Annotated in this window: 20 protein-coding genes; 11 read left to right on the top strand and 9 right to left on the bottom strand. The window is 71.8% G+C overall.

Annotated elements, in window-relative coordinates; translation table 11 throughout:
• Positions 1 to 35: 35 nt before the first annotated feature.
• Positions 36 to 1,436, top strand: coding sequence for a cation:dicarboxylase symporter family transporter (locus AB0F70_RS11665; RefSeq protein WP_357447959.1), 1,401 nt, complete (start codon positions 36 to 38; stop codon positions 1,434 to 1,436).
• A gap of 120 nt (positions 1,437 to 1,556) precedes the next feature.
• On the opposite strand, the gene AB0F70_RS11670 is transcribed toward AB0F70_RS11665, so the two are convergent.
• From AB0F70_RS11670 to AB0F70_RS11690, 5 genes are all read right to left on the bottom strand, one after another.
• The gene (locus AB0F70_RS11670) at positions 1,557 to 2,885 is read right to left on the bottom strand and encodes an enolase C-terminal domain-like protein (protein ID WP_357447962.1); all 1,329 of its coding nucleotides are present in this window, start codon (positions 2,883 to 2,885) and stop codon (positions 1,557 to 1,559) included.
• Entirely contained in the window at positions 2,882 to 4,495 is a 1,614-nt protein-coding gene (locus tag AB0F70_RS11675) for an aldehyde dehydrogenase (NADP(+)) (protein ID WP_357447965.1), read from the bottom strand. Before AB0F70_RS11675 ends, AB0F70_RS11670 begins: the two co-directional genes overlap by 4 nt.
• A gap of 20 nt (positions 4,496 to 4,515) precedes the next feature.
• The gene (kdgD, locus tag AB0F70_RS11680) at positions 4,516 to 5,436 is read right to left on the bottom strand and encodes a 5-dehydro-4-deoxyglucarate dehydratase (RefSeq protein ID WP_357447968.1); all 921 of its coding nucleotides are present in this window, start codon (positions 5,434 to 5,436) and stop codon (positions 4,516 to 4,518) included.
• 94 nt (positions 5,437 to 5,530) lie between these two features.
• On the bottom strand, positions 5,531 to 7,870 hold the full coding sequence (locus tag AB0F70_RS11685; RefSeq protein ID WP_357447971.1) for a protein kinase: 2,340 nt from the start codon (positions 7,868 to 7,870) through the stop codon (positions 5,531 to 5,533).
• 49 nt (positions 7,871 to 7,919) lie between these two features.
• A complete protein-coding gene (locus AB0F70_RS11690; RefSeq protein ID WP_357447974.1) occupies positions 7,920 to 8,804 on the bottom strand; it encodes a LysR family transcriptional regulator in 885 nt (294 codons plus the stop codon).
• 164 nt (positions 8,805 to 8,968) lie between these two features.
• Here AB0F70_RS11690 and AB0F70_RS11695 point away from each other — a divergent pair, with 164 nt between their 5' ends.
• Genes AB0F70_RS11695 through AB0F70_RS11710 form a run of 4 tightly spaced genes read left to right on the top strand, consistent with a single transcriptional unit; the run spans position 8,969 to position 12,461 of the window.
• The gene (locus AB0F70_RS11695) at positions 8,969 to 9,988 is read left to right on the top strand and encodes a tripartite tricarboxylate transporter substrate binding protein (protein ID WP_357447977.1); all 1,020 of its coding nucleotides are present in this window, start codon (positions 8,969 to 8,971) and stop codon (positions 9,986 to 9,988) included.
• A 6-nt stretch (positions 9,989 to 9,994) separates the two neighbouring features.
• Positions 9,995 to 10,504 (top strand): tripartite tricarboxylate transporter TctB family protein, encoded by a 510-nt coding sequence (locus AB0F70_RS11700; protein ID WP_357447980.1) that lies wholly within the window; start codon positions 9,995 to 9,997, stop codon positions 10,502 to 10,504.
• Positions 10,505 to 10,545: 41 nt separating this feature from the next.
• Positions 10,546 to 12,069, top strand: coding sequence for a tripartite tricarboxylate transporter permease (locus AB0F70_RS11705; RefSeq protein WP_357447983.1), 1,524 nt, complete (start codon positions 10,546 to 10,548; stop codon positions 12,067 to 12,069).
• Positions 12,066 to 12,461, top strand: a complete 396-nt coding sequence (locus AB0F70_RS11710; protein ID WP_357447987.1) for a universal stress protein — start codon at positions 12,066 to 12,068, stop codon at positions 12,459 to 12,461. The genes AB0F70_RS11705 and AB0F70_RS11710 overlap by 4 nt, the downstream gene beginning before the upstream one ends.
• A 35-nt stretch (positions 12,462 to 12,496) precedes the next feature.
• Here the strand turns inward: AB0F70_RS11710 and AB0F70_RS11715 are convergent, their stop codons facing one another.
• On the bottom strand, positions 12,497 to 13,189 hold the full coding sequence (locus tag AB0F70_RS11715) for an FCD domain-containing protein (RefSeq protein WP_357447990.1): 693 nt from the start codon (positions 13,187 to 13,189) through the stop codon (positions 12,497 to 12,499).
• Between the two features lie 31 nt (positions 13,190 to 13,220).
• Positions 13,221 to 14,354: a mandelate racemase/muconate lactonizing enzyme family protein gene (locus AB0F70_RS11720; RefSeq protein ID WP_357447993.1), complete on the bottom strand. Its 1,134-nt coding sequence runs from the start codon at positions 14,352 to 14,354 to the stop codon at positions 13,221 to 13,223.
• A gap of 80 nt (positions 14,355 to 14,434) precedes the next feature.
• Here AB0F70_RS11720 and AB0F70_RS11725 point away from each other — a divergent pair, with 80 nt between their 5' ends.
• From AB0F70_RS11725 to AB0F70_RS11740, 4 genes are all read left to right on the top strand, one after another.
• Positions 14,435 to 15,376 carry an NAD-dependent epimerase/dehydratase family protein gene (locus tag AB0F70_RS11725; protein WP_357447996.1) on the top strand — a complete coding sequence of 314 codons (942 nt, stop codon included), beginning with the start codon at positions 14,435 to 14,437 and terminating at the stop codon, positions 15,374 to 15,376.
• A 102-nt stretch (positions 15,377 to 15,478) separates the two neighbouring features.
• The gene (locus AB0F70_RS11730; protein WP_357447999.1) at positions 15,479 to 15,883 is read left to right on the top strand and encodes a metalloregulator ArsR/SmtB family transcription factor; all 405 of its coding nucleotides are present in this window, start codon (positions 15,479 to 15,481) and stop codon (positions 15,881 to 15,883) included.
• Positions 15,880 to 16,644 (top strand): cation transporter, encoded by a 765-nt coding sequence (locus tag AB0F70_RS11735; protein WP_357448001.1) that lies wholly within the window; start codon positions 15,880 to 15,882, stop codon positions 16,642 to 16,644. Before AB0F70_RS11730 ends, AB0F70_RS11735 begins: the two co-directional genes overlap by 4 nt.
• The gene (locus AB0F70_RS11740) at positions 16,637 to 17,569 is read left to right on the top strand and encodes a cation diffusion facilitator family transporter (protein ID WP_357448045.1); all 933 of its coding nucleotides are present in this window, start codon (positions 16,637 to 16,639) and stop codon (positions 17,567 to 17,569) included. Before AB0F70_RS11735 ends, AB0F70_RS11740 begins: the two co-directional genes overlap by 8 nt.
• A gap of 60 nt (positions 17,570 to 17,629) precedes the next feature.
• Here the strand turns inward: AB0F70_RS11740 and AB0F70_RS11745 are convergent, their stop codons facing one another.
• Complete coding sequence (locus AB0F70_RS11745) at positions 17,630 to 18,253, bottom strand: helix-turn-helix domain-containing protein (RefSeq protein ID WP_357448003.1); 624 nt, start codon at positions 18,251 to 18,253, stop codon at positions 17,630 to 17,632.
• 83 nt (positions 18,254 to 18,336) lie between these two features.
• Between AB0F70_RS11745 and AB0F70_RS11750 the strand changes: the two genes are divergently transcribed.
• Entirely contained in the window at positions 18,337 to 18,768 is a 432-nt protein-coding gene (locus AB0F70_RS11750) for a nitroreductase/quinone reductase family protein (RefSeq protein WP_357448005.1), read from the top strand.
• Positions 18,769 to 18,857: 89 nt separating this feature from the next.
• Here AB0F70_RS11750 and AB0F70_RS11755 read toward each other — a convergent pair whose 3' ends face one another.
• Positions 18,858 to 19,970: an epoxide hydrolase family protein gene (locus tag AB0F70_RS11755; protein ID WP_357448007.1), complete on the bottom strand. Its 1,113-nt coding sequence runs from the start codon at positions 19,968 to 19,970 to the stop codon at positions 18,858 to 18,860.
• Between the two features lie 203 nt (positions 19,971 to 20,173).
• On the opposite strand from AB0F70_RS11755, the gene AB0F70_RS11760 reads away from it, so the two are divergent.
• Entirely contained in the window at positions 20,174 to 21,991 is a 1,818-nt protein-coding gene (locus AB0F70_RS11760; RefSeq protein WP_357448009.1) for an HNH endonuclease signature motif containing protein, read from the top strand.
• Positions 21,992 to 22,011: the final 20 nt, after the last annotated feature.

Consider the following 22,011-nt stretch of genomic DNA (forward strand, 5'->3'; position numbering starts at 1 on the left):
AGCTGACCACACAGCGTTGTGAGAGGAAAAGACCAATGGCGGAAAAGTTGCCCGCCGGCACCGGGAGCACCCCGCGCCGCCGGCTCGACAAGAGTCACTACCTGTACATCGCGGTGATCGTCGCCGTCGTGGCAGGCGTCATCGTGGGCCTCGCGTCCCCCGACACCGGAGTGGCGCTGAAGCCGCTCGGCACCGGGTTCGTCTCCCTGATCAAGATGATGATCTCGCCGGTGATCTTCTGCACCATCGTGCTGGGCATCGGATCCATCGCGAAGGCCGCGACGGTCGGCCGGGTCGGTGGCCTCGCGCTCCTCTACTTCATCGTCATGTCGACGTTCGCGCTCGTGATCGGCCTCGTCGTCGGCAACCTGCTGCACCCGGGCGAGGGCCTGTCCATCGCCGGCACCACCTACGAGGCCGAGGGTGAGGCATCGACCCTCACCGAGTTCGTGCTCGGCATCATCCCCACCACGCTCGTCTCGCCGCTCACCGGCGAGTCCGTGCTGCAGACGCTGTTCGTGGCGCTGCTGGTCGGGTTCGCCATCCAGCAGCTCGGCGCTCGCGGCAAGCCCGCCCTCGATGCGATCCGGCTGATCCAGGGGATCGTCTTCCGGGTCCTGACGATGATCCTGTGGGTCGCGCCGGTCGGCGCGTTCGGCGCCATCGCGGCGGTCGTCGGCGAGACCGGCTGGGGCGCCGTCGTCCAGCTCGGCACGCTGATGCTCGGGTTCTACGTGACGTGCATCCTGTTCATCGTGATCGTGCTCGGCAGCGTGCTGCGGCTCGTGTCCGGCGTGAACATCTTCCTGCTCATGAAGTACCTGGCGCGCGAGTACCTGCTGATCGTCAGCACCTCCTCGTCCGAGGCGGCCCTGCCGCGCCTGATCTCCAAGATGGAGCACCTTGGCGTGTCCAAGCCGGTGGTCGGCATCACGGTGCCTACCGGGTACTCGTTCAACCTGGACGGCACCGCCATCTACCTGACCATGGCGTCGCTGTTCATCGCCTCCGCCATGGGGACGCCGCTGTCGATCCCCGAGCAGATCGGCATGCTCGCCTTCATGATCATCGCCTCCAAGGGCGCGGCGGGCGTCACCGGTGCGGGTCTGGCGACCCTCGCCGGCGGTCTGCAGACCTACCGCCCCGACCTGGTCGACGGCGTGGGGATCATCGTCGGCATCGACCGCTTCATGTCCGAGGCCCGTGCCCTGACCAACTTCACCGGCAACGCCGTCGCGACGGTGGTCATCGGCACCTGGACCAAGGAGATCGACCGCGAGCGCGTGACCCAGGTGCTCGCGGGCGACCTCCCGTTCGACGAGAGCGCGATGGACGACCCGCACGGCGCCCCCGCCGACAACGACTCCGCCGGCGACAACGCCGACGGGCGAGCAAACGGCTCCCGGGAGAAGGTGGTCGAGCCGGCCACGGTCTGAGACCGCGGAACTGACCGGCGGCGGTCCGGGCACTCTGGGGGTGCCGGGACCGCCGTCAGCTTTTCGGCCGGACGGCGACGAGCGCTATCGGGACCGATGGCCCCGGCAAATACCCAGCACTCAACGAACGAGGCATGGGCGCTTCGGGTCGAACTCCCATCCTGGGACCAGGTACCGCATGGCTAGCGCGTCGTCGCGGGCGCCCAGGCCGTGCTTCAGGTACAGCTCGTGCGCGGCGGCCAGGCGCTCGCGGTCCAGCTCGACGCCGAGCCCGGGCGTCGTCGGCACCTGGATCGCGCCGTCGCGGATCTGGGGCGGCGCCGTCGTCAGGCCCTGCCCGTCCTGCCAGATCCAGTGGGTGTCCAGCGCGGTGATCGCGCCGGGCGCCGCCGCGCCGACGTGCGTGAACATCGCCAGCGAGACGTCGAAGTGGTTGTTCGAGTGCGAACCCCAGGTCAGCCCGAACTCGTGGCAGAGCTGCGCCACCCGCACGGAGCCGGCCATGGTCCAGAAGTGCGGGTCGGCGAGCGGGATGTCGACGGCGCCCGCGCGCACCGCATGCGCCATCTCGCGCCAGTCCGTGGCGATCATGTTGGTCGCGGTCGGCAGGCCGGTCGCCCGGCGGAACTCGGCCATGACCTCCCGGCCCGAGAACCGGCCCTCCGCGCCGCACGGGTCCTCGGCGTACGCGACGACGCCGCGCATGCGGTGGCCGAGCCGGATCGCCTCGGTCAGCGGCCAGCCGCCGTTCGGGTCGAGCGTGATCCGGGCGTCGGGGAACCGCTCCTTGAGCGCGACGACGGCGTCGACCTCCAGGTCGCCCGCCTGCACGCCGCCCTTGAGCTTGAAGTCCGTGAAGCCGTAGCGGTCCCGGGTGGCCTCGGCCAGCCGCACGACGGCGTCGGGCGTCAGGGCCTGCTCGCGGCGCAGCCGGCCCCACGCGTCTGACTCGTCGTCCCCGCGCAGGTACGGCAGGTCGGTGGCGCCCGGGTCGCCCACGTAGAAGAGGTAGCCGAGCATCGGCACGCTCTCGCGCTGGACGCCGTCGCCCAGCAGCTCGGCGACCGGCACGCCGAGGTCCTGGCCGTGCAGGTCCAGCAGCGCGGACTCCAGGGCAGTGACGGCGTGCACGGTGGTGCGCAGGTCGAACGTCTGCAGGCCGCGGCCGCCCGCGTCGCGGTCGGCGAACGCCGCGGAGACGGTGCGCAGCAGGCTGCGGTACCGGGCCACCGGCTGCCCGACGACGAGCCGCCCCGCCTCCTCGATCGTGGCCCGGATCCTCTCCCCGCCGGGCACCTCGCCCAGCCCCGTGCGGCCGTCGGAGTCGGTGACTATCGCGATGTTCCGCGTGAAGAACGGGGCGTGCGCGCCGGACAGGTTGAGCAGCATCGAGTCGTGGCCCGCGACGGGGACCACCTCGACACGGGCGATCGTGGGGCGGCTGCTCACTCGCTCGCCTCGGACGCCCCGAGGACGACGTCGAGCACGCCGTCGACCCGCCGCGTCAGGTGCCACGGGTTGTTAGGCCGGACCGGCTCGGGCAGCAGGTACTCCGGCAGGTTCTGGTAGGCGACGGGGCGCAGGAACCGCTCGATCGCGAGCGTCCCCACGGACGTGCTGCGGGAGTCGGACGTCGCGGGGAACGGCCCGCCGTGCACCATCGCGTGCCCCACCTCGACGCCGGTCGGCCAGCCGTTGGCGAGGATGCGGCCCGCCTTCCGCTCCAGCACGGGCAGCAACGCCGTCGCGGTCTCCCGGTCTTCCTCGGTCAGGTGCAGCGTCACGGTGAGCTGCCCCTCCAGCCGCTCGACCGCGGCGAGCAGCTCGTCGGCGTCGGCGTACCGGACCACCAGCGACGCGGCGCCGAAGATCTCGGCCTGCAGCACCGGGTTGCTCAGCAGCGTCGGGACGGCGCTCGCGAACACGGCCGGTGCGGGCGCGTTCTCGGTGCTGCCCGGAGAGCCCGCGCCGACCAGGCGCACGCCGTCCTGCGCGGCCAGCGTGTCCACGCCCTGCTGCCAGGCCTCGGCGATGCCGACCGTCAGCATGGTCTGGCCGGCGGCGGCAGCGGCGGCGCGCCCCGCGGCCTCGACGAAGGCGTCGCCGCGCTCGCCGTCGGGCACGAAGACGAGCCCGGGCGCCGTGCAGAGCTGGCCCGACGAGCCCGTCACCGACGTGAGGTACGCGGCGGCGAGGGAGTCGACGTCGCCGGCCAGGGCGCCGTCGAGCAGGATCGTCGGGTTGATCGAGCTCATCTCGGCGTAGACGGGGATCGGCACGGGGCGGGCCGCCGCCGCGGCGACCAGCGCGAGGCCGCCGCCGCGGGAGCCGGTGAAGCCGACGGCCTGGATCGCGGGGTCGGTCACGAGGGCCTGGCCCACGGCGTTGCCGGGCCCGTAGACCAGGGAGAACACGCCGGGGTGCAGGCCGGACGTCGCGACGGCGTCCGCCACCGCGCGGCCCACGAGCTCCGCCGTGCCCGGGTGCGCGTTGTGCGCCTTGACGACGACGGGGCAGCCCGCGGCGAGCGCCGAGGCGGTGTCGCCGCCCGCCGTGGAGAACGCGAGCGGGAAGTTGCTCGCGCCGAACACGGCGACGGGGCCGAGCGGCACCTTGCGCTGCCGGAGGTCGGCGCGGGGCAGGGGAGTGCGGTCGGGCCGGGCGGGGTCGATCCGCACGCCGCGGTGGTCCCCCTGGCGCACCACCTGCGCGAACAGGCGCAGCTGGCCGGTGGTCCGGGCGACCTCGCCCGTCAGGCGGGCCGCCGGGAGGCCGGTCTCGAGCATGGCGCGCGCGACGACGTCGGACCCTATGGCGTCGATGTTGTCCGCGATCTGCTCCAGGAACCGGGCGTGCGGTTCCGGGGCGAGCGTGGAGAAGGAGGCGAAGGCCTCCTGTGCGGCGGCGGTCGCCCGGGCGACCTGGGCGTCGTCGAGGAGCGAGTAGGCGGGTTCGAGGGCCTGCGCCGTCGCCGGGTCCTGGCCGGCGAAGGTACCCGCGGCGCCCGCCAGGGGCGCGCCGGCGACTATCGAGTGTCCGGTGAGCTCGGTGGTGGTCATTTTTCGTCTCCAGTGGTGCGTCAGCGGACGCCGGCGTCGTCGATCAGGGTGCCCAGGTCCTTCAGGTCCCGGTCGGTCAGGTCCTGCAGGGGCGGGCGGACGCTGCCCATGTCCCGGCCGACCGCCTTCAGGCCGCCCTTGACTATCGATACCCCGTACCCCTTGGCGCGGTCGCGGATGTCGAGGTAGGGCAGCACGAACCGGCGCAGCTTCTCGGTCACGGCCGCGTGGTCCTGGGCCCGCACGTCGCGGTAGAAGGCCAGGGCGAACTCGGGCACGAAGTTGTACATGGCCGACGAGTAGGTGCTCATGCCGAGCTGGAGCAGCGGCAGCGCGAAGGTCTCCGCGGTGGGCAGCCCACCGAGGTAGAAGAGCCGGTCACCGTTCGTGGCATAGACGCGGGTGAGCTGCTCGATGTCGCCGAGCGCGTCCTTGAACCCGATGAAGTTGGCGTGCCGCTCGGCGAGCCGCGCCACCGTCTGCGCGGAGTACACGGCGTTGCCGCGGTTGTAGACGATCACGCCGAGGCTCGTCGCGGCGCAGACGGCCGAGGCGTGCTCCAGGAGCCCGTCCTGGTCGCACTCGGTCAGGTACGGGGGCAGCAGCAGGATCCCCTCCGCGCCGGCGGCCTCGGCGGCCCGCGCGTTCTGGATCGCCTGGGCGGTGTTGCCGCCCGCGCTGCCGAGCACGGGCGTGCGTCCGGCCGCGGTCTCGACGGCGAGCCGCACCACGCGGGCCGACTCCTCGGGGGTCAGGCTGAAGCCCTCACCCGTGCCGCCCGCGGCGAACAGGCCGCCGATCTCGAAGCTCGACTGCCAGTCGATGTGCTCGCGGTACCGCTCCTCGTCGATCGCCCCGTCCCCGGTGAACGGGGTGACGGGAAACGAGAGCAGCCCGTCCTTGAGGGCGACGGCGAGCTCCTGGGGTGCGTACGTGGCCAAGGGGGCCCCTCCTGTGACAGACGTCGGCGATGGCGTGCTGGCGCCAACCTAAGAATCTCGATCGATGCCTGTCCAAGCCCGATGTTGCATCGGGTCATGCTCCGGGGGTATCGCGGCGTGCGCCGGTCGCCAGGTGGTCGAGCCGTTCCGCCGCCAGGATGGCTCTGCTCAGGCCCGCCCGGACGAGCGGCGCATCGGTCACGCCGCTCTTGAAGTACCAGATGGCCACGTTGACCACGCTGGCGAAGGCCGCATACGCCAGCTCGTCCTGGAGCAGCCCCAGCTGGATGAGCGCGCCGACGAGCAGCACCACGACGGCGTAGATGATCAGGGTCGAGTGCCACGCCTCGAACCGGGCGAGGGTCGGGATCTCTCCCGCGGGCACGGTGGACAGGCCGACTGCGCGGGCGCGGCGGTTCGCGTCGTGCGCGAACCAGAGGGAGGCGCTGATCACGAGGTAGATCCAGACGACGAAGACCTGGGTGGCCAGCGGCCACCAGTCTCGCTGGACCAGGGTGGGCAGCAGGACGCACAGGGCGGGCACCACGGCCGGCGACCGCACGGCAATCGCCGTGACGACGGTCCGGACCCGGAGCATCCCGTGCCGCGGGATCCCGGACGACGGCGACAGGTCGGCGAGGACGCCCAGATAGATCCGGGCGGACACGAGCGCGGTGGTGAGGGCCACGAGCCGCGACGGCAGGTTGCCCCAGGGGTCGGGGACGGGGTAGTCGCGGACATCGTCGAAGAACACGAGGCCGGACCCGGAACGGCCGGCCACCTGGTTCAGCATGTCGAACCACCTGGCCTGCCAGTCCAGGCCCAGGTCGCGCGCCCACCAGGTCAGGACAAGCGCAGTGGTGGACCACAGGCCCACCGCGCAGAGCACGGCCCAGATCCGCAGCCGGCGCGCGCGGTGCAGGTGGGCCCGGGACAGGCGATCCCGGGTCGGGCGTGCCGAACCGGCCGCCGAACCGGCCCGCCGGGCCTGTGCGCTGCGCACCCGCCAGATGCGCCGCTGACGCGCCATGGTGCCCGCACCGGGGGCGTACCGGCGCACGGCGTGGAGCCACGCGCCGTCGTCGGGCTCGCTCTCGCGGAGCACCTCTACCTCGTCGCGGAACAGGGCCCCGACCTGTTCGAACCGGTTGCTCCCCCGATCGATCCGCGAGACCAGCAGACGGCGGGTTGGCTCGGCGTCGACCAGGTCCTCCAGGAGCCGGGCCATCCCCGCCGACGCGACATAGAACTGGTCGGGCACCGTGCCCGGGGCGCCGTGCGGTATCCCGCCGGCGGCGATCAGCAACATGCCGAGCGAGTACAGGTCGGCGCGGTCCCCGGCCACGCCTGTGCTGCGCACCTCGGGCGCCACGTACGCCGCCTCGCCCTGGACCGAGCCCGCGAGCGACTGGGTGTGCAGGTGGTTCACGCCGAGGTCGACGAAGCGCACCCGGGCCGACGCCGATCCGGCGTCGCGCTGCACGATGATGTTCGACGGCGACAGGTCGCCGTGCCGACGGTCCTCGGCCTCGAGCTCGGCGAGCCCGTGAAGCAGCGCGCTACCCAGCAGCTCGAGCTGCTGCACGTCGACGGGCCGGTCGATCTCCCGCGACGGCGAGGGCTGTCCGGCGGCGCGTTCGGCCAGGCACTCGGCGAGCGTCCGGCCGGGCACGAAGTCCATGAGGATCCAGCTGTCGTGGCTGGCCCAGACGGTGACCGCGGGGGAGTGCTCGCCGGTCGGCGAGCCGTGGTCGGTCAGGTAGTCGCGCGTGGCGGACGTGATGGCTGGGACCGTCAGGTACGGATAGATGACGAGCTTGAGCGCGAACTTCGCGGTGCGCCCCCGTGAGGGCCGGGCGACCTGGCCCGTCAGGATCAGCGACGTCGTGCCCTGCCGGTGGAATGCCAGGCTCCCGACGTCGATCGTCTGCCACTCGGCAAGGGTGAGGTCGTCGGCCGGCGGCAGCGGGTCGTAGAGCGCCGCGATCGCTGCCTGCACGCGCGGGTCGGCGACCAGCGTGCGGCACAGGACGTCCGACGTCGTCCCGGCGACCTCGACCTCGTCCGGTCGGTCGCCGTGGAACCGCATGCGGTCCGAGCAGTGCATGGCGACCACCGTGAGCAGGTAGAACCCCAGGTACCCGACGGTCTCGGCGGACGTCTGCGCGGGCGTCCTGGCGCACCACCAGCGCCAGAGGCGCTCGATCTCGGCCTGCCGCGTGATCTCGAAGCGGTCGGCATACGTGCGTTCGTCGAGCGGAAGGCCCAGCAGCGCCTCGCGCCACTGCGGGGCCCGCCAGGCGCGGACCGTGTCGGCGGGGCGGGGTGCGGGGCCGCGGCGTAGGCCGATCCGCGGGCCGACGGCGGTGCCGCCCGGCGGGTGGTCGACGAGGGCAGGCAGGCTCGCACTCAGGACATCGATCGGTGTGGCCACGCCGAACCTCCCACGGTATCGACACGGTGTCGATCAGGAGGCTACCGGCTCAGTCGTGCACGGGGTGGAGGAAGCGGAGGAACTCGTGGAGGGCCGGGTTCTTCGACGTCCGGTTCCAGATCGCGTGCAGCTCGACGACGCCGTGCGGCACGTCGCCGAGCTCGACGAACGTGACGCCTGGCAGGCCGAGGAGCCGGGCCGACTCGGGGACGAACGCGACGCCGCGGCCCGCGGCGACGAGCGAGCACATGGTCAGGATCTGGCTGACGACGTGCACGACGTTCGCGTGCTCGACGTCGATGTAGCGCACCACCATGTCGTAGAAGTAGCGGGCCTTGGTGGGGTGGTGCCCGATCACCGCCTGGTCGCGCAGGTCGCCGACGACGACGGGCCGGTCCAGCCGGGCGAACGGGTGCCCGTGCGGCACCGCCAGGACGAGGTCCTCGGAGAGGAGCAGGCGCGAGTCGAAGCTCTCCTGGTCGAACGGCGGCCGGCCGAGGGCGAGGTCCAGCTCACCGCGCCGGATCGCCTCGATCTGCTCGATGGTGACGAGCTCCTGGAGGTCGAGGTCGACGTCGGGCATGAACTCGGCGATCTCCTGGACGAGCGTGCCCAGCAGGCTGAACCCGGACGCGGCGGTGAAGCCGAGGCGCAGCACGCCCGCCCGGCCCGCGGCGATCTTCCGGGCGAGCGCCGGGGCGGCGTCGGCGGCGGTGAGGAGGCGGCGGGCCTCCTCCAGGAAGACGGCGCCCGCCGTCGTCAGCTCGACGTGCCGGTTGTCCCGCTCCAGGAGCGGCACCCCCACGGCGCGTTCGAGCTTCTGGATCTGGCGGCTCAGCGGGGGCTGCGTCATGTTCAGCCGCTCCGCGGCGCGGCCGAAGTGGAGCTCCTCCGCGACGGCCTGGAAGCAGCGGACCTGATCGAGGGTGTACACGATGGCCTTTCCGAGACTCGATGCATTCCGGGAATCAAGCAATGCAGTAAGAGGCTTAGACAGGCATCGTAAGGGCTTCCTATGCTCAACGACCGACCGGGATATGCCTTTCGATCTGATCCCCGTGTCCATCTCAATGACATCTCAATGAGGAGAGAGCTGCGATGACAACTCCTGCCCGCAGGACCCCGCGCACCCGCAGGGCCTTCCTCGGAGCCGGCGCGGCGTTCGCCGCCCTGACCCTCGCCGCGTGCGGCGGGAACGTGGGCGGAGGGGGCGACGCCGACGGCGCCGACTTCCCCACCGGCCCCGTGACCATCACCGTGGGCCAGGACGCCGGAGGCTCCACCGACCTGATCGCCCGCGCCGTGGCGGAGGGCATGGCCGAGGACCTTGGCGTGTCCGTGCCCGTGGTCAACCGGGCCGGCGCCAACGGCGCGCTCGCGACCGAGGAGGTCGCCGCCAAGCCCGCCGACGGCCACGAGCTGATCCTGCTCAACGCCTCCCTCATCACGATCACCCCGCTGGCGGTGTCCGAGGACGAGGCGGTGAGCCTGGACAACGTCGAGGTGCTCAAGGGTCTCTCGCAGGACGACTACGTGCTGCTCGCCAGCGCCGAGTCCGGCTTCGAGACGTTCGACGACCTCAAGGACGCGTCCGGCGACGTCACGTACGGCACCACCGGGGTGGGCACCGGCTCGCAGCTCGCGCAGGCGGTCCTGTTCGCGCAGGCCGACGTCGAGGGCACGGCGGTCCCGTTCGACTCCGGCTCGCCCGCGCTGACCGCCGTCGTCGGCGACCAGGTGCAGGTGGCCACGGTGCAGCTCGGCGAGGCCAAGTCGCAGATCGACGCCGGGAACGTCGTGCCGCTGCTCGCCTTCTCGGCCGAGCGCAACCAGTTCCTCCCGGACGTGCCGACCGCCGTCGAGGAGGGGTACGACGTGCCCGTCTCGCAGTACCGCGCCGTCGCCGCCCCGAAGGGCCTGCCCGAGGACGTCAAGACCCGGCTCGTGGAGTCGATAGACGCCGCGATCGCGTCCGACACGTACCAGTCGTTCAACGAGAACAACCTGCTCACGCCGCACGAGATCTCCGGCGAAGAGGTTACCGCGGAGTGGACCGAGCTCGCCGAGAAGTACAAGGCACTCACCGACGAGTACGACATCAGCCTCGCGGAAGGCTGACCGGTCGTGGAGAGCCCAGCCGTGCGGACCGCCGAGCCGGTCGAGCCCTTCGAGCCCGTCGACGACGTCGCGCCGCCCGCCGCCGGCCCGGTCGCCAACCTGGCCGCGTGCCTGGTGACCGCCGGCGTCGGTGTGGCGGGTGCGGTGGCGGCGGTGGCCCTGGGACTCGGCACGCCGTCGCGGCCCGGAGCCGGGCTCTGGCCGCTCGCGGTCAGCGTCGCCGTCCTCGTGCTGTCCCTCGCCCAGGCGGTCGTCGGACGGCGGGGCGGGGACGGCGAGAAGTTCTCCCGGTACTCGTGGCTCTCGCTCGCCGGCCTCGCGACACTTCTTGGGCTCGTGGCGCTGCTGCCGGTCATCGGCTTCGAGATCCCCGCCCTGCTGCTGAGCCTCGTCTGGATGAAGTTCCTCGGCGGCGAGTCCTGGCGCTCCGCGGTCCTGTACTCGGTGCTGGTCGTCGGCGCGCTCTACGCGGTCTTCGTCGGGGCGCTCGGCACGAACGTCCCGCACCTCTTCTGACCTGACCGCCCTCTCGATCTGACTGCCCATAAGGGACTCACGTGGAATCGCTGCAGAACGTCCTGGCCGGCTTCGCCGTCGTGCTGGAACCGACGAATCTCCTGTACTGCCTCATCGGTGTGGTCATCGGCATGCTCATCGGAGTGCTGCCGGGCCTCGGTCCGGCGGCCACCATAGCCATCCTGCTCCCGCTGACCTACGGCGTGGAGCCGGTCACCGCGATCATCATGCTCGCCGGGATCTTCTACGGCGCCCAGTACGGCGGCACCATCACCTCGGTGCTGCTGCGCCTGCCGGGCGAGGCCAGCTCCGTGGTCACCGTCCTGGACGGGCATGCGCTCGCCAGGCAGGGCCGGGCGGGCACGGCGCTCGGCGTCGCGGCCATCGGCTCGTTCGTGGGTGGCACGGTTGCCATCATCGGGCTGACGTTCCTTGCGCCGGTCGTCGCGGGCTTCGCCCTCGACTTCGGGCCGCCCGAGTACACGGCGCTCGCGCTGCTGGGCATCCTGCTGGTCTCGACCATCGCGTCCGGCGCCAAGCTCAAGGCGCTGATCGCCGCGGCGATCGGGCTGCTGCTCGCCACCATCGGCCGGGACGCCTTCACCGGCGCGGAACGGTTCACGTTCGACAGCCTCAGCATGGCCGACGGCATCGACTTCGTGCCCGTCGCCATGGGCCTGTTCGGTCTCGGTGAGATCCTCTACAACCTGGAGGAACGGCACCGCGCCGTGCACGCGCCCGGCAAGATCGCGAACGTCTGGCCCTCGCGGAAGGATCTGCGGGAGTCCTCAGGGGCGGTGACCCGCGGGTCGGTGCTCGGCTTCTTCCTGGGCATCCTGCCCGGCGGCGGCGCGACGATCGCCTCCATGGCCGCCTACGCCGCCGAGAAGAAGCGCGCCAAGGACCCGAGCCGGTTCGGCAAGGGCGCCATCGAAGGCGTCGCCGGCCCCGAGACCGCGAACAACGCCGCCGCGACCAGCTCGTTCATCCCGCTGCTCACGCTCGGCATCCCCGCCAACGCCACCATGGCGCTCATGTTCGGCGCGCTCCTCATCCAGGGCATCACGCCGGGCCCGCAGCTCGTCACCGAGCACCCCGAGCTGTTCTGGGGCGTCGTCAACTCGATGTACATCGGCAACGTGCTGCTCCTGATCATGTCCATCCCGCTGGTGGGCGTCTTCGTCCGCATCCTGCGGGTGCGCTCCGCGATCCTCGCGCCGGTCACCGCGCTGATCACGATGATCGGCGCGTACACGATCAACAACTCCGTGTTCGACGTGCTCCTGGTCGTCGTCTTCGGAGCCGTCGGCTACCTGATGAAGAAGTTCGGCTTCGAGCCCGGGCCGCTCGTGCTCGCGTTCGTGCTCGGCTCCCTGTTGGAGTCCAGCCTGCGGCGCTCGCTGCTGATGTTCGACGGGTCCGCGGCCGGCTTCTTCACCAGGCCCATCTCCGCGACGCTGCTGGTCGTGTTCGTGGTGGTCGCCGTGCTGCCCCTGGTCCGGTCCGTCCGCAACCGGCGGGCGGCCCAGGTGCCAGCCCAGAACCGAGAGGAAGAGTCAGTATGACCATCGTCGTTGGCTACGTGCCCACACCCGCGGGGGAGGCCGCCGTGCAGGCGGCGGTCACCGAGGCCCGGCTCCGGGACGAGAACCTGCTCGTCGTGAACTCGGCGCGCGAGGGGGCGGTGGTGGAGGCCACCGTCGCGACGACGGAGGACCTCTCCCGGGTCCTCACCCTGGCGGACGACGCCGGGGTGCGGGCCGAGGTGGTGCGCGGCACGCACCGCGACGACTTCACCGACGAGATCCTCGACCTGGCCGAGAAGCACGACGCGTCGCTGATAGTGATCGGCCTGCGCCGCCGGAGCACGGTGGGGAAGTTCATCATGGGGTCGGTGGCGCAGCGCATCCTGCTGCAGGCGGACCACCCGGTCCTGGCGGTCAAGCCGCCGCGCTAGCCCCTCCGCGCTGAGGTAGCCGCCAGACGACTACCTCAGCGGTGGGTAATCGCGGACGACTCCTCGAGGAGGCGGCGGCGCGAGCCCGCCAGGTGGACCCGCATGGCCGCCGCGGCCGCCAGCGGGTCCTGGGACTCCAGCGCCGCGAGCACCGCACGGTGCTCCTGCACGACGGCGGTGAAGCGGCCGCCGTCGTGCCGGTCGAGACGGCCGCGCGGCATGGCGATCATCTGCGGGCCGAGCCGGTCCAGGGCCTCCAGCAGGAACCTGTTCCCCGCGGCCTCGGCCACGAGCCGGTGGAACGCGAAGTCGTGCTGCATCGCGGTCGCCGGGTGGCCGTCGGACGACGCGAGGGAGCCGAGGCGGTCGGCCAGCGCCGCGAGCTGGGCCGACGTGCGCCGGGTCGCGGCGAGCGCGGCGGCCTCGGCCTCCAGCGCGAGGCGGTACTCGACCAGGGCGAGCCGGTCGGCCAGCGAGCGGGCGAGCGGCGGGGCGCCGTCGGCGTCGTCGGCCGGGGGGGTGAGCGCGTAGCTGCCGCTGCCGCGCCGGGTGTGGACCAGGCCCTCGAGGTTCAGGCGCGCTATCGCCTCGCGGACGACGGTGCGGCTCACCCCGTGCTCGGTCGCCAGCCGCGGCTCGCTGGGCAGCTTCTCGCCCGGGGCGATGTCGCCGTTGACTATGCGGGTCCGCAGCGACTCCACGAGGGTGCCGCTCAAGGTCTGGGCCATGTGCTCATGCTTCCATCTGTTCCGGGAAGGGTCAGGCCGGGCCGAAGGTCGCGGTGTCCGTCGTCCATGCGCGCGCCTGCTCGCTGAACGTGACGCCCAGCCCGGGGCGGTCCGGGACGAGCATGCGGCCGTCCTTCGTCTCGAGGCGCTCGTTGAACAGCGGGTCCAGCCAGTCGAAGTGCTCCACCCACGGCTCGCGCGGGTACGTCGCGGCCAGGTGGAGGTGGATCTCCATGGCGAAGTGCGGGGCGAGGTCCAGCCCCGCCTGGTCCGCGAGCGTGAGCAGGCGCAGGAACTGCGTGATCCCGCCGACGCGCGGGGCGTCCGGCTGGATGATGTCGCACGCGCGCGTCGCGATGAGGCGCTCGTGCTCCGCCACCGAGGCGAGCATCTCGCCCGTGGCGATGGGGGTGTCCAGGGCGGCGGCGAGCGCGGCGTGACCCTCGGCGTCGTACGCGTCCAGCGGCTCCTCGATCCAGTCGAGGTCGAACTGCTCCAGCCGGCGCCCCATACGGAGGGCGGTGGTGCGGTCCCACTGCTGGTTGGCGTCGACCATGAGCGGCACGTCCGGGCCGATGTGCTCGCGGACGGCGGCGACGCGCGCCAGGTCCGTGGCGCCGTCGGGCAGGCCTACCTTGATCTTGATGCCGCCGATGCCCTCGGCGATCGAGCGGCTCGCACGCTCCTTGACCTCCTCGATGCTCGCGTTGAGGAAGCCGCCGGAGGTGTTGTAGGTACGTACCGAGTCGCGGTGGGCGCCGAGCAGCTTGGCCAGGGGCAGGCCCGCGCGCTTTGCCTTGAGGTCGTACAGCGCGATGTCGATCGCGGCCAGCGCCTGGGTGGCGACCCCCGAGCTGCCCACGGACGCCCCCGCCCACAGCAGCTTCGTGTACAGCTTGGCGATGTCGTTCGGGTCCTGGCCGACGGCGGTCTGCGCCACCTCCTTCGCGTGCGCGTACTGCGCGGGGCCGCCCGCACGCTTCGAGTAGGAGAAGCCGAGGCCCTCGAAACCCTGCTCCGTGGTGATCTCCGCGAGGAGGAACACGACCTCGGTCATCGGCTTCTGGCGGCCGGTGAAGACCTTGGCGTCCGAGATGGCGGTGGCCAGCGGCAGCGTGAGGGTCGAGAGCTGCACGGTCCGGATGGCGTCGGGCTGGTACGTCATGGCGCTCCTTTGCGGCGAGTGTTCAGGCGATCATACAAGTAGCGAACCTGTATGACGAATATGGATGGCACTCTGAGCCCATGACCACGCATCTCGTCGTCGGCGCCGGACCCGTCGGCGCCTCTCTCGCGCACCGGTTGTCCCAGGCCGGACGCACCGTCCGGGTGGTGACCCGCTCCGGCGGCGGCCCTGTTCTTCCCCGCGTCCAGCGGATCGCCCTCGACGCCACCGACGCCACGGCGCTCGCCGACGCCGCCCGCGGGGTCGGCGTCGTGTACAACTGCGCGAACCCCGGGCCCTACCCGGCATGGGAGCGCGGCTGGCCGCCGCTCGCGAAGTCGGTGCTGCACGCCGCCGAGCGCTCGGGCGCGGTGCTCGTCAGCCTCGGGAACCTCTACGGCTACGGCCCGGTCGACGGGCCGATCACGCGCAACCGGCCGCTCGCGCCGTCGGGCACCCTCGGCGAGGTCCGGGCGCGGGTCTGGCAGGACGCGCTCGCGGCGCACCAGGCAGGGCGCGTGCGCGTCACGGAGGCGCGTGCCTCCGACTACATCGGGCCTACCGTCCCGGCGTCGCACGGGCTGCTGCCGACGTACGCGGCCGCGACGCTCGCGGGCAAGCCGGCATCCGTCCTGGCCGACCCCGACCAGCCGCACACCTGGACCGCCGTCGACGACGTCGTCTCTACCCTCATCGCGCTCGGCGCCGACGACCGGGCCTGGGGTTCGCCGTGGATCGTGCCGTCCAACGCGCCGACGACTGTCCGCGAGGTCCTGCGTGAGCTGGGGGCGCGGGCCGGGGCGGGTGAGCCGCGACTGCGGCGCGTGCCGCGGATCGCGGTGCGGGCCGGCGGCCTTGCGGTGCCGTTGGTGCGGGAGGCGCTGGGCGTGCTCTACCAGTTCGACCAGCCGTTCGTCGCGGACGGCGCCGAGACCAGCAGCGTGCTCGGCGTCCGCCCGACGCCGTGGCCGGCGGTCCTGGACGCGACGGCTGCGGCTTGGCGTGCGCGGGCGGTCGCGTAGCGGCTACATCTCCTTCGAGGCCTAGATCGATTCGCTTTCGGCGGGTTCAAAGCGAATCGACCTAGGCCTCGAAAGGGTTGGTGCGACTGCTAGCATCGCTCCATGGCGATGATAGAGGTAGACGGCGATGCCGTTGCGGACGGGCCTGCGGCGATGGCGGTAGCGGCCTGCCTGTTCCACGGGTTCTCGGACCCGTCGCGGCTGGCGATCCTGCGGCACCTCGCCCTCGGCGAGCACCGCGTGGTCGACCTGACCGGGCACCTTGACCTCGCGCAGTCGACGGTCTCCAAGCACCTGGCGTGCCTCCGGGACTGCGGGCTCGTCGAGTCCCGGCCGGAGGGCCGGGCCTCCGTGTTCTCGCTGACCCACCCGGAGGCGACGCTCGCGGTGCTCGAGTCCGCGGAGCGGCTGCTCGCGCTGACCGGCGACGCCGTCGCGCTGTGCCCGGTCTACGGGGTCGACGGTTCCGCCGCACATGCGTCCGCGCCGGAAGCGGTCGCGTCATGAGCGCGCAGCCGGGTGCGGAGACGACGGAGCGGCTGACGCGGCGCGGCCTGCGGCTCGCCAAGTTCACCGTCGCCTACAACGTCGTCGAGGGTGTCGTCGCGATCGCCGCCGGCGTCGCGGCGGGGCTCGTCTCCGTGATCGGGTTCGGCATCGACTCGGGTATCGAGTCGATCTCGGCGGTGCTGGTGGGTCTTCGGCTCTCCGCCAGGCTCCGGCACGGCCAGGCCGACGAGCGCAAGGAGCTGATCACGCTCCGGCTCGTCGCGATCACGTTCTTCCTGCTCGCGGGCTACGTCACCGTCGAGGGTGTGCGCAGCCTCGTGGTCGGTGCGACGCCGGAGAGCTCGCCGGTCGCGATAGGGCTCCTGGTCGCGTCGCTCGTCGTCATGCCGCTCCTGGCCGAGGCCAAGCGTCGCGTCGGGGTGGCCCTTGCCGACCCGCTGATCCTGGCCGACGCCGCCGAGACCCGGATCTGTGTGCTGCTGTCGGTGTCCACGCTCGTCGGTCTCGTCGTGTTCGCCCTGACCGGCGCGGGCTGGGTGGACGCCGTCGCCGGGTTCGTGATCGCGGCGTTCGCCATCCACGAGGGCCGCGAGGCGTGGGAGGGCGAGCTGGCGCACGACCACGGTCATGACGAGCACGACCACGAGCACGACCACGACCACGACCACGACCACGACCACGACCACGACCACGACGAGCACGACCACAACGACCACGACCATGACGGCGACCAGCGAAAGGCCGCGGTCGATGGGTGACCACCAGCACCACCACGGCGCTCACGGCGCCGCCGGCGACGAGAGCAACCGGCGACGCCTGGCGGTCGCGTTCGGGATCACGGCTGCCGTGTTCGTGGCGCAGGCGGTAGGCGCCGTGCTCACGGGCAGCCTCGCGCTCCTTGTCGACACCGCGCACATGCTGACCGACGTCGCAGGCCTGGCCATCGCGCTGTTCGCCGCGTCGCTCGCACTGCGCCCGCCGTCGCCGCGCCGGACGTGGGGGTTCCGGCGGGCCGAGGTCCTGGCCGCGCTGGCCCAGGCCGCCGTGCTGCTCGCCGTCGGCGTCTACGCCCTGGTCGAGGGCGTGAGCCGCCTGGCCGGTCCGGCACAGGCACCCGGCCCGGGCCTGCTGGTGTTCGGCATAGTTGGCCTGGTCGGGAACGTCATCGCCTTGCTGGTGCTGGCGGGCGGCCGGTCGGCGTCGCTCAACCTGCGTGCCGCCTTCCTGGAGGTCGCGAACGACGCGCTCGGGTCGGTCGCGGTGATCGTGGCGGCGGTCGTGATCGCGACCACCGGATGGCAGCGGGCCGACGCCGTCGCCGGGCTTGTCATCGCCGTGCTGATCCTGCCCCGCGCGGTGAAGCTCCTGACCGACTCGGCGAACGTGCTGCTGGAGGCCACGCCTGCCGGGATCGACCTGGACCAGGTGCGGTCCCGGCTGCTGGAGGTGGAGAACGTCGAGTCGGTGCACGACCTGCACGCCTCCCTCGTCGCCACCGGACTGCCGACCATCAGCGCGCATGTGGTGGTGCGGGACGTCTGCTTCCGCGACGGGCAGGCGCCCCCGGTTCTCGACGCCCTGCAGCGCTGCGTCGCCACCGAGTTCGACGTGTCCGTCGAGCACTCGACCTTCCAGCTCGAGCCCGCCGAGCACGCGCGGCACGAGGCGCCGACACACGCATGACGGCGTTCGGCACCGGGCGTCCGGCGCCGTGTCGTCGACAGTCAGCAACCGACGTGTAGGTCAGGCCGCCAGGGTGCAGACACGTTCGACCAGGTAGCGCCAGCCGGCCTCGAAGCGGGCGGTGAGCTCCGACCGGTCCAGCTCCGCCTGGCCCAGCTCCGGGCCGTCGAAGAGCTGGGACAGGAGCGGACCCTCCAGCGCGGACGTGAGCTGACCGGCGAGCAGGTCGACGTCGGCGCCGGGCGGGTCGAGCTCGCGCAGCAGCACCCGGATGTGGATCTGGGACAGCGGCGGACGGCGGCCGTTCGTCGGGCGGCCGTCGATCGCGGACCGGGCGATCTCGTGGTTCTCCGCGAGGAAGTGGATGCGGGCGGATCCGTAGGCGACGAGGCGGTCGACCGGGGGAGCGCCCGGGCCGAGCGGCGGCGCCCCGGAGAGGATCTCCTGCTGCAGGGCGCGCTCGTTGTCGTCCAGCAGCGCCTGGAAGATTCCCGCCCGGGTGCCGAACCGCCGGAACACGGTGCCTTTGCCCAGTCCGGAGCGTTCGGCGAGCCGGTCCATCGTGAGGCAGTCAGGACCGTCCGCGGCGATGAGTGCGCGGGCGGTGGTGAGCAGCAGCTGACGGTTCCGGGCGGCGTCGGCCCGTTCGGGGTGCGGTGTGCCCCAGGTCAGCGGTGTACTCATCTGTGGATGCTACCGGGAATCGCGTAAGCGGGGTAAAGTCCGGTTAGTCGACCGGACGGCCGACCAAGACTGTGGAGGACAACATGGCAGACCTGAACGATGGCGTCATCGAGGCGTTCCGGGCCAACGCGGGCGTGGTGGGTGACGACGTCATGGGCGGACACTTCACCGGCAAGCGCCTGGTGCTGCTGCACCACGTGGGGCGGGTCAGCGGCAAGGAGTACGTGACGCCGCTCGTGGCCGCGGCCGACGGGGACGCCTACGTCATCTGCGGCTCGCTCGGGGGCGCGCCCAAGGACCCGGCCTGGGTCGCGAACGTCGAGGACGGTACCGGCGAGGTCACGATCGAGCTCGGCGACAAGACGCTCCGCGCGGGCACCACCGTGGTCCGGCCGGGGCAGCCCGACTGGGAGCGGCTCTACGGGATCTGGGCCGAGTACTGGCCGGACGCCAAGGAGTACGAGAAGAACACCGACCGCCAGTTCCCGGTGATCCGGCTCGAGCTGAAGGCCTGAGCTCCGGTTCGGCCTGGCCTTCGGAAGGTCTGAGCCCTGTTCATCGGGGGCTCAGACCTCGCGTCTCGGCTCAGCCGCACATCTCCGCCTCAGCCGACCGAGCGGACGAACCTCCGTACGCGCGCCGCCATCTCGGCGGGCACCTCGGCCACCGTGAAGTGGCCGCCCTCATCGAGGCGGTCGAACTCGCGAAGGTCGAGATAGTGCTGGCGCGCGAGCGCCTCGGGGTAGGCGGCCTCGTGGCGCTGGATGAACACCGCCGCCGGCACCGTCGTGGGCGGGATCGGGTCCGGCTGGTCGGCGCCCTCGTAGTAGGGGCGGAACGACGAGCCGATCGTCTGGGTCGCCCAGTAGATGGTCGCCTCCGTGAGGATGCGGTCCCGCGAGATGCGGCGTTCCACCGCGCGGGGGTCGCCGGGCGGTGTGTCGCTCCACTCGACCAGCTTCTCCGTGAGCCACGCCAGCAGGCCGGCGGGGGAGTCATTGAGGGCGGTCGCGAGGGTGTCGGGCCGGGTGGCCTGCACGTGGCCGTAGGCGCCGTCGGTCTGGTGCTTCGCGGCGATACCGTCGAAGAACTCCTTGACCTCGGGGTCGTCGAGGATGGCGCGTTCCTCGCTGGTCGGGAAGTGCGCATGGGTCGCCACGATGCCCGCCACGTGGTCCTGGTAGCGGGCGGCGATGAGGTCGCTGACGTTCGCCGTGACGTCCTCGCCGTACGTGAAGTACCGGTCGTAACCGAGCGCTTCCGTCATCAGTGCGTGCATCGTGGAGGCCAGCCGCTTCTCCGACATCGGGCCAGCGGCGTACGGCGAGGAGAACCCGAATCCGGGCAGGCTCGCGACCACCACGTGGAAGTCGGGCAGCAGGTCGGCGAAGTCGAGCTGCAGCGCGAACGTGTGCGGCCAGCCGTGCAGCACCAGGAGCGCCGGCGCGTCGGGCCGCTCCGAGCGCAGGTGGACGAAGTGCAGGTCGACGTCGTCGATCTCCGCGATGAACTGCGGGTGCTCGTTCAGCCAGGCTTCCCGGGCGCGCCAGTCCCAGCTGATCCACTGGTCGACCAGCTCGCGCAGGTACGCCGCGGTCATGCCCGACGCCGGACGTCGGGGCGAGTCGTCCGGGATCCGGCTGCGGGTAAGACGTTCGCGCAGGTCGGTGAGGACCTGGTCGGGGACGTGGACTGTGAAAGGTCGTGGCTCGCTCATGGCAAAGACGTTATGCCGAGCCACTGACATCGACGCTCGCCGTCGAACTCAGCCCGGGACTCCGCGTTCTGGGATCTGGACGGCGGGTGGGTGTCGGTGGTCGGTTGTAGAGTCGAACAAACGTCCGCAGAAATGGCCAATGTGACTACCCTTGGCCTCGGATGGTTGCCTGATCTTAGATACCCGGCGAGGAGTGTGCTGGCATGCGTGAAACTCTGTCTGACGACGCCGTGCTCGACGGTGTGCCGGTCGACGAGGCGATCCCGTTCGGGGCGTGGGAAGCACCCGCCGGACCGGACTGGTCGCCGGAGGTGCCGGCCTGGCTGGACTCGATGCCGGACTGGCCGCCGGATGCGCTGCCGGTCGCGTTGTGGCCGCTGGAGACGCTGCGGGCGGCGCTCCGTGGTGCGCCGGGCGCAGAGCTGGCGCGGGTGGTCGCGGAGGCGGTCGGCATAGGCGTCGGTGCGAGCGCGGTCCCGGACGAGGACCCTCTGGAGGATCTTCCGGACGGCGCGCTGGGTGACATGGTCGCCGCATGCGGGCACCTGCAGTCCTGGGCCGCGGGGGTGCAGGCGAGGGTCGTGGCCGAACGCGCCGCCAGGGAGACCAACCCGCTCGCGCACAGCTCGCTGGTCGGGCAGGTCACCAGCGAGCTCGTGGTGACCGAGTCGGAAGGTACCGAGGTCGTCGTGCGTGCCGAGTCCGGTGCTCGGCACCCGAGTGTGATCTCGGCCCTGGCGACCGGACGAATCGACGTTCGTAAGGCACACACCCTGCTGCGCTCCGCGTCTCAGCTGACCGTGGCCGAGCGATCGGAAGCGATCGAGCGGTATCTGCCGCAGGCCCCGCACCGGACCTGGCGGTGGCTGCAGGCCCGGATGCTCGCGTTCGCCAAGGCCCGCCACGGCGCGGCGGACACCGCGCGAGCCGAGGCACAGCGCCGCAGCGTGCAGCTGGACCGTGCCGAGAACGACATGGGCTGGGTGTCGGCCTACCTGCCGGCGGCCGACGCGGCGGCGGTATGGGGTGTGGTGGACGACATGGCCCACCAGCTGCGCCGCACCAGCGGCGAGGAACGCAGCCTGGGACAGCTCCGGGCGGACTCGTTGACTGGGATCGTCACGGGCCGGCTCCTACCCGCTGACCGCTTTAGCGGCACGACTGGCACGACTGGCACGACCGAGGCCACCGAGACCACGGCGAAGGCCGCGCCCGCCGAGAGCGATGCTGGCCCGTCGACCGATGGGGGTGAGCGCGCGGAGGTGCCGGTCTGCTCGTGCGGTGGCCGGGCCCCCGTCCAGCAGGTCATAGTGCGGCCGGTGCGGATCACTCCCACCCGCCCGGTGGTGCGGGTGACGGTCCCGGCCAGCGTGCTCCTGGGCCTGGACGACGCACCCGGCGAACTGACCGGATTCGGACCCATCCCGGCCGACATCGCCCGGCTCATCGCGCAGGACGCGACCTGGCAGCGCCTGTTGACCGACCCGGTCACCGGAGTGCTGATCGACTACTCCACCACCGCCTATCAGCCGGGCCGGGTCCTGCGGGCAGCGGTCGAGGCCAGGGACGACACCTGCACCTTCCCTGGCTGCGACATCCCGGCCGAACGGTGCGACCTGGACCATATCGAGCCCTTCGACCACGACCATCAGCGTGAGAGCAACGGCGTCGCCGCTGATGCTGCCGGGCGTGGGCAGACCAGCGCGTGGAACCTGCACGCCCTGTGCCGTCGGCATCACCTGCTCAAGACGCACGCGGGCTGGGGTGTCGTGCGCGACCCCGCGACCGGGATCACTACCTGGACCACTCCCACCGGCTGCACCCACCAACGACCACCGACCGTGCTGGACACTCACGTCGACGTCGACCAGGTCGACCCGGACACCAGCCACGACCTGAGCCTGCGAGCCCTGACCGGCCGACGCCTGCCACGGCAGTACGCCACCACCGAGCTGGGCGCCATACCGGCCGAACCCGACGAGTCCACCGGCTTGCTCGGCCCCGGCGAACCACCTTTCTGATGCGGTGCGTTTGGTGCGGT

Origin of the sequence: Promicromonospora sp. NPDC023805, assembly GCF_040639635.1 — a bacterium.
Classification (GTDB): domain Bacteria; phylum Actinomycetota; class Actinomycetes; order Actinomycetales; family Cellulomonadaceae; genus Promicromonospora.

Excerpts from the sequence above, each read along its gene's own strand:
- AB0F70_RS11740 (WP_357448045.1), top strand. The coding sequence starts at position 16,637 with ATGGGTGACCACCAGCACCACCACGGCGCTCACGGCGCCGCCGGCGAC.
- AB0F70_RS11725 (WP_357447996.1), top strand. The coding sequence starts at position 14,435 with ATGACCACGCATCTCGTCGTCGGCGCCGGACCCGTCGGCGCCTCTCTC.
- AB0F70_RS11720 (WP_357447993.1), bottom strand. The coding sequence starts at position 14,354 with ATGACGTACCAGCCCGACGCCATCCGGACCGTGCAGCTCTCGACCCTC.
- AB0F70_RS11750 (WP_357448005.1), top strand. The coding sequence starts at position 18,337 with ATGGCAGACCTGAACGATGGCGTCATCGAGGCGTTCCGGGCCAACGCG.
- AB0F70_RS11735 (WP_357448001.1), top strand. The coding sequence starts at position 15,880 with ATGAGCGCGCAGCCGGGTGCGGAGACGACGGAGCGGCTGACGCGGCGC.
- AB0F70_RS11755 (WP_357448007.1), bottom strand. The coding sequence starts at position 19,970 with ATGAGCGAGCCACGACCTTTCACAGTCCACGTCCCCGACCAGGTCCTC.
- AB0F70_RS11665 (WP_357447959.1), top strand. The coding sequence starts at position 36 with ATGGCGGAAAAGTTGCCCGCCGGCACCGGGAGCACCCCGCGCCGCCGG.
- AB0F70_RS11745 (WP_357448003.1), bottom strand. The coding sequence starts at position 18,253 with ATGAGTACACCGCTGACCTGGGGCACACCGCACCCCGAACGGGCCGAC.
- AB0F70_RS11675 (WP_357447965.1), bottom strand. The coding sequence starts at position 4,495 with ATGACCACCACCGAGCTCACCGGACACTCGATAGTCGCCGGCGCGCCC.
- AB0F70_RS11760 (WP_357448009.1), top strand. The coding sequence starts at position 20,174 with ATGCGTGAAACTCTGTCTGACGACGCCGTGCTCGACGGTGTGCCGGTC.
- AB0F70_RS11710 (WP_357447987.1), top strand. The coding sequence starts at position 12,066 with ATGACCATCGTCGTTGGCTACGTGCCCACACCCGCGGGGGAGGCCGCC.
- AB0F70_RS11715 (WP_357447990.1), bottom strand. The coding sequence starts at position 13,189 with ATGGCCCAGACCTTGAGCGGCACCCTCGTGGAGTCGCTGCGGACCCGC.
- AB0F70_RS11695 (WP_357447977.1), top strand. The coding sequence starts at position 8,969 with ATGACAACTCCTGCCCGCAGGACCCCGCGCACCCGCAGGGCCTTCCTC.
- AB0F70_RS11730 (WP_357447999.1), top strand. The coding sequence starts at position 15,479 with ATGGCGATGATAGAGGTAGACGGCGATGCCGTTGCGGACGGGCCTGCG.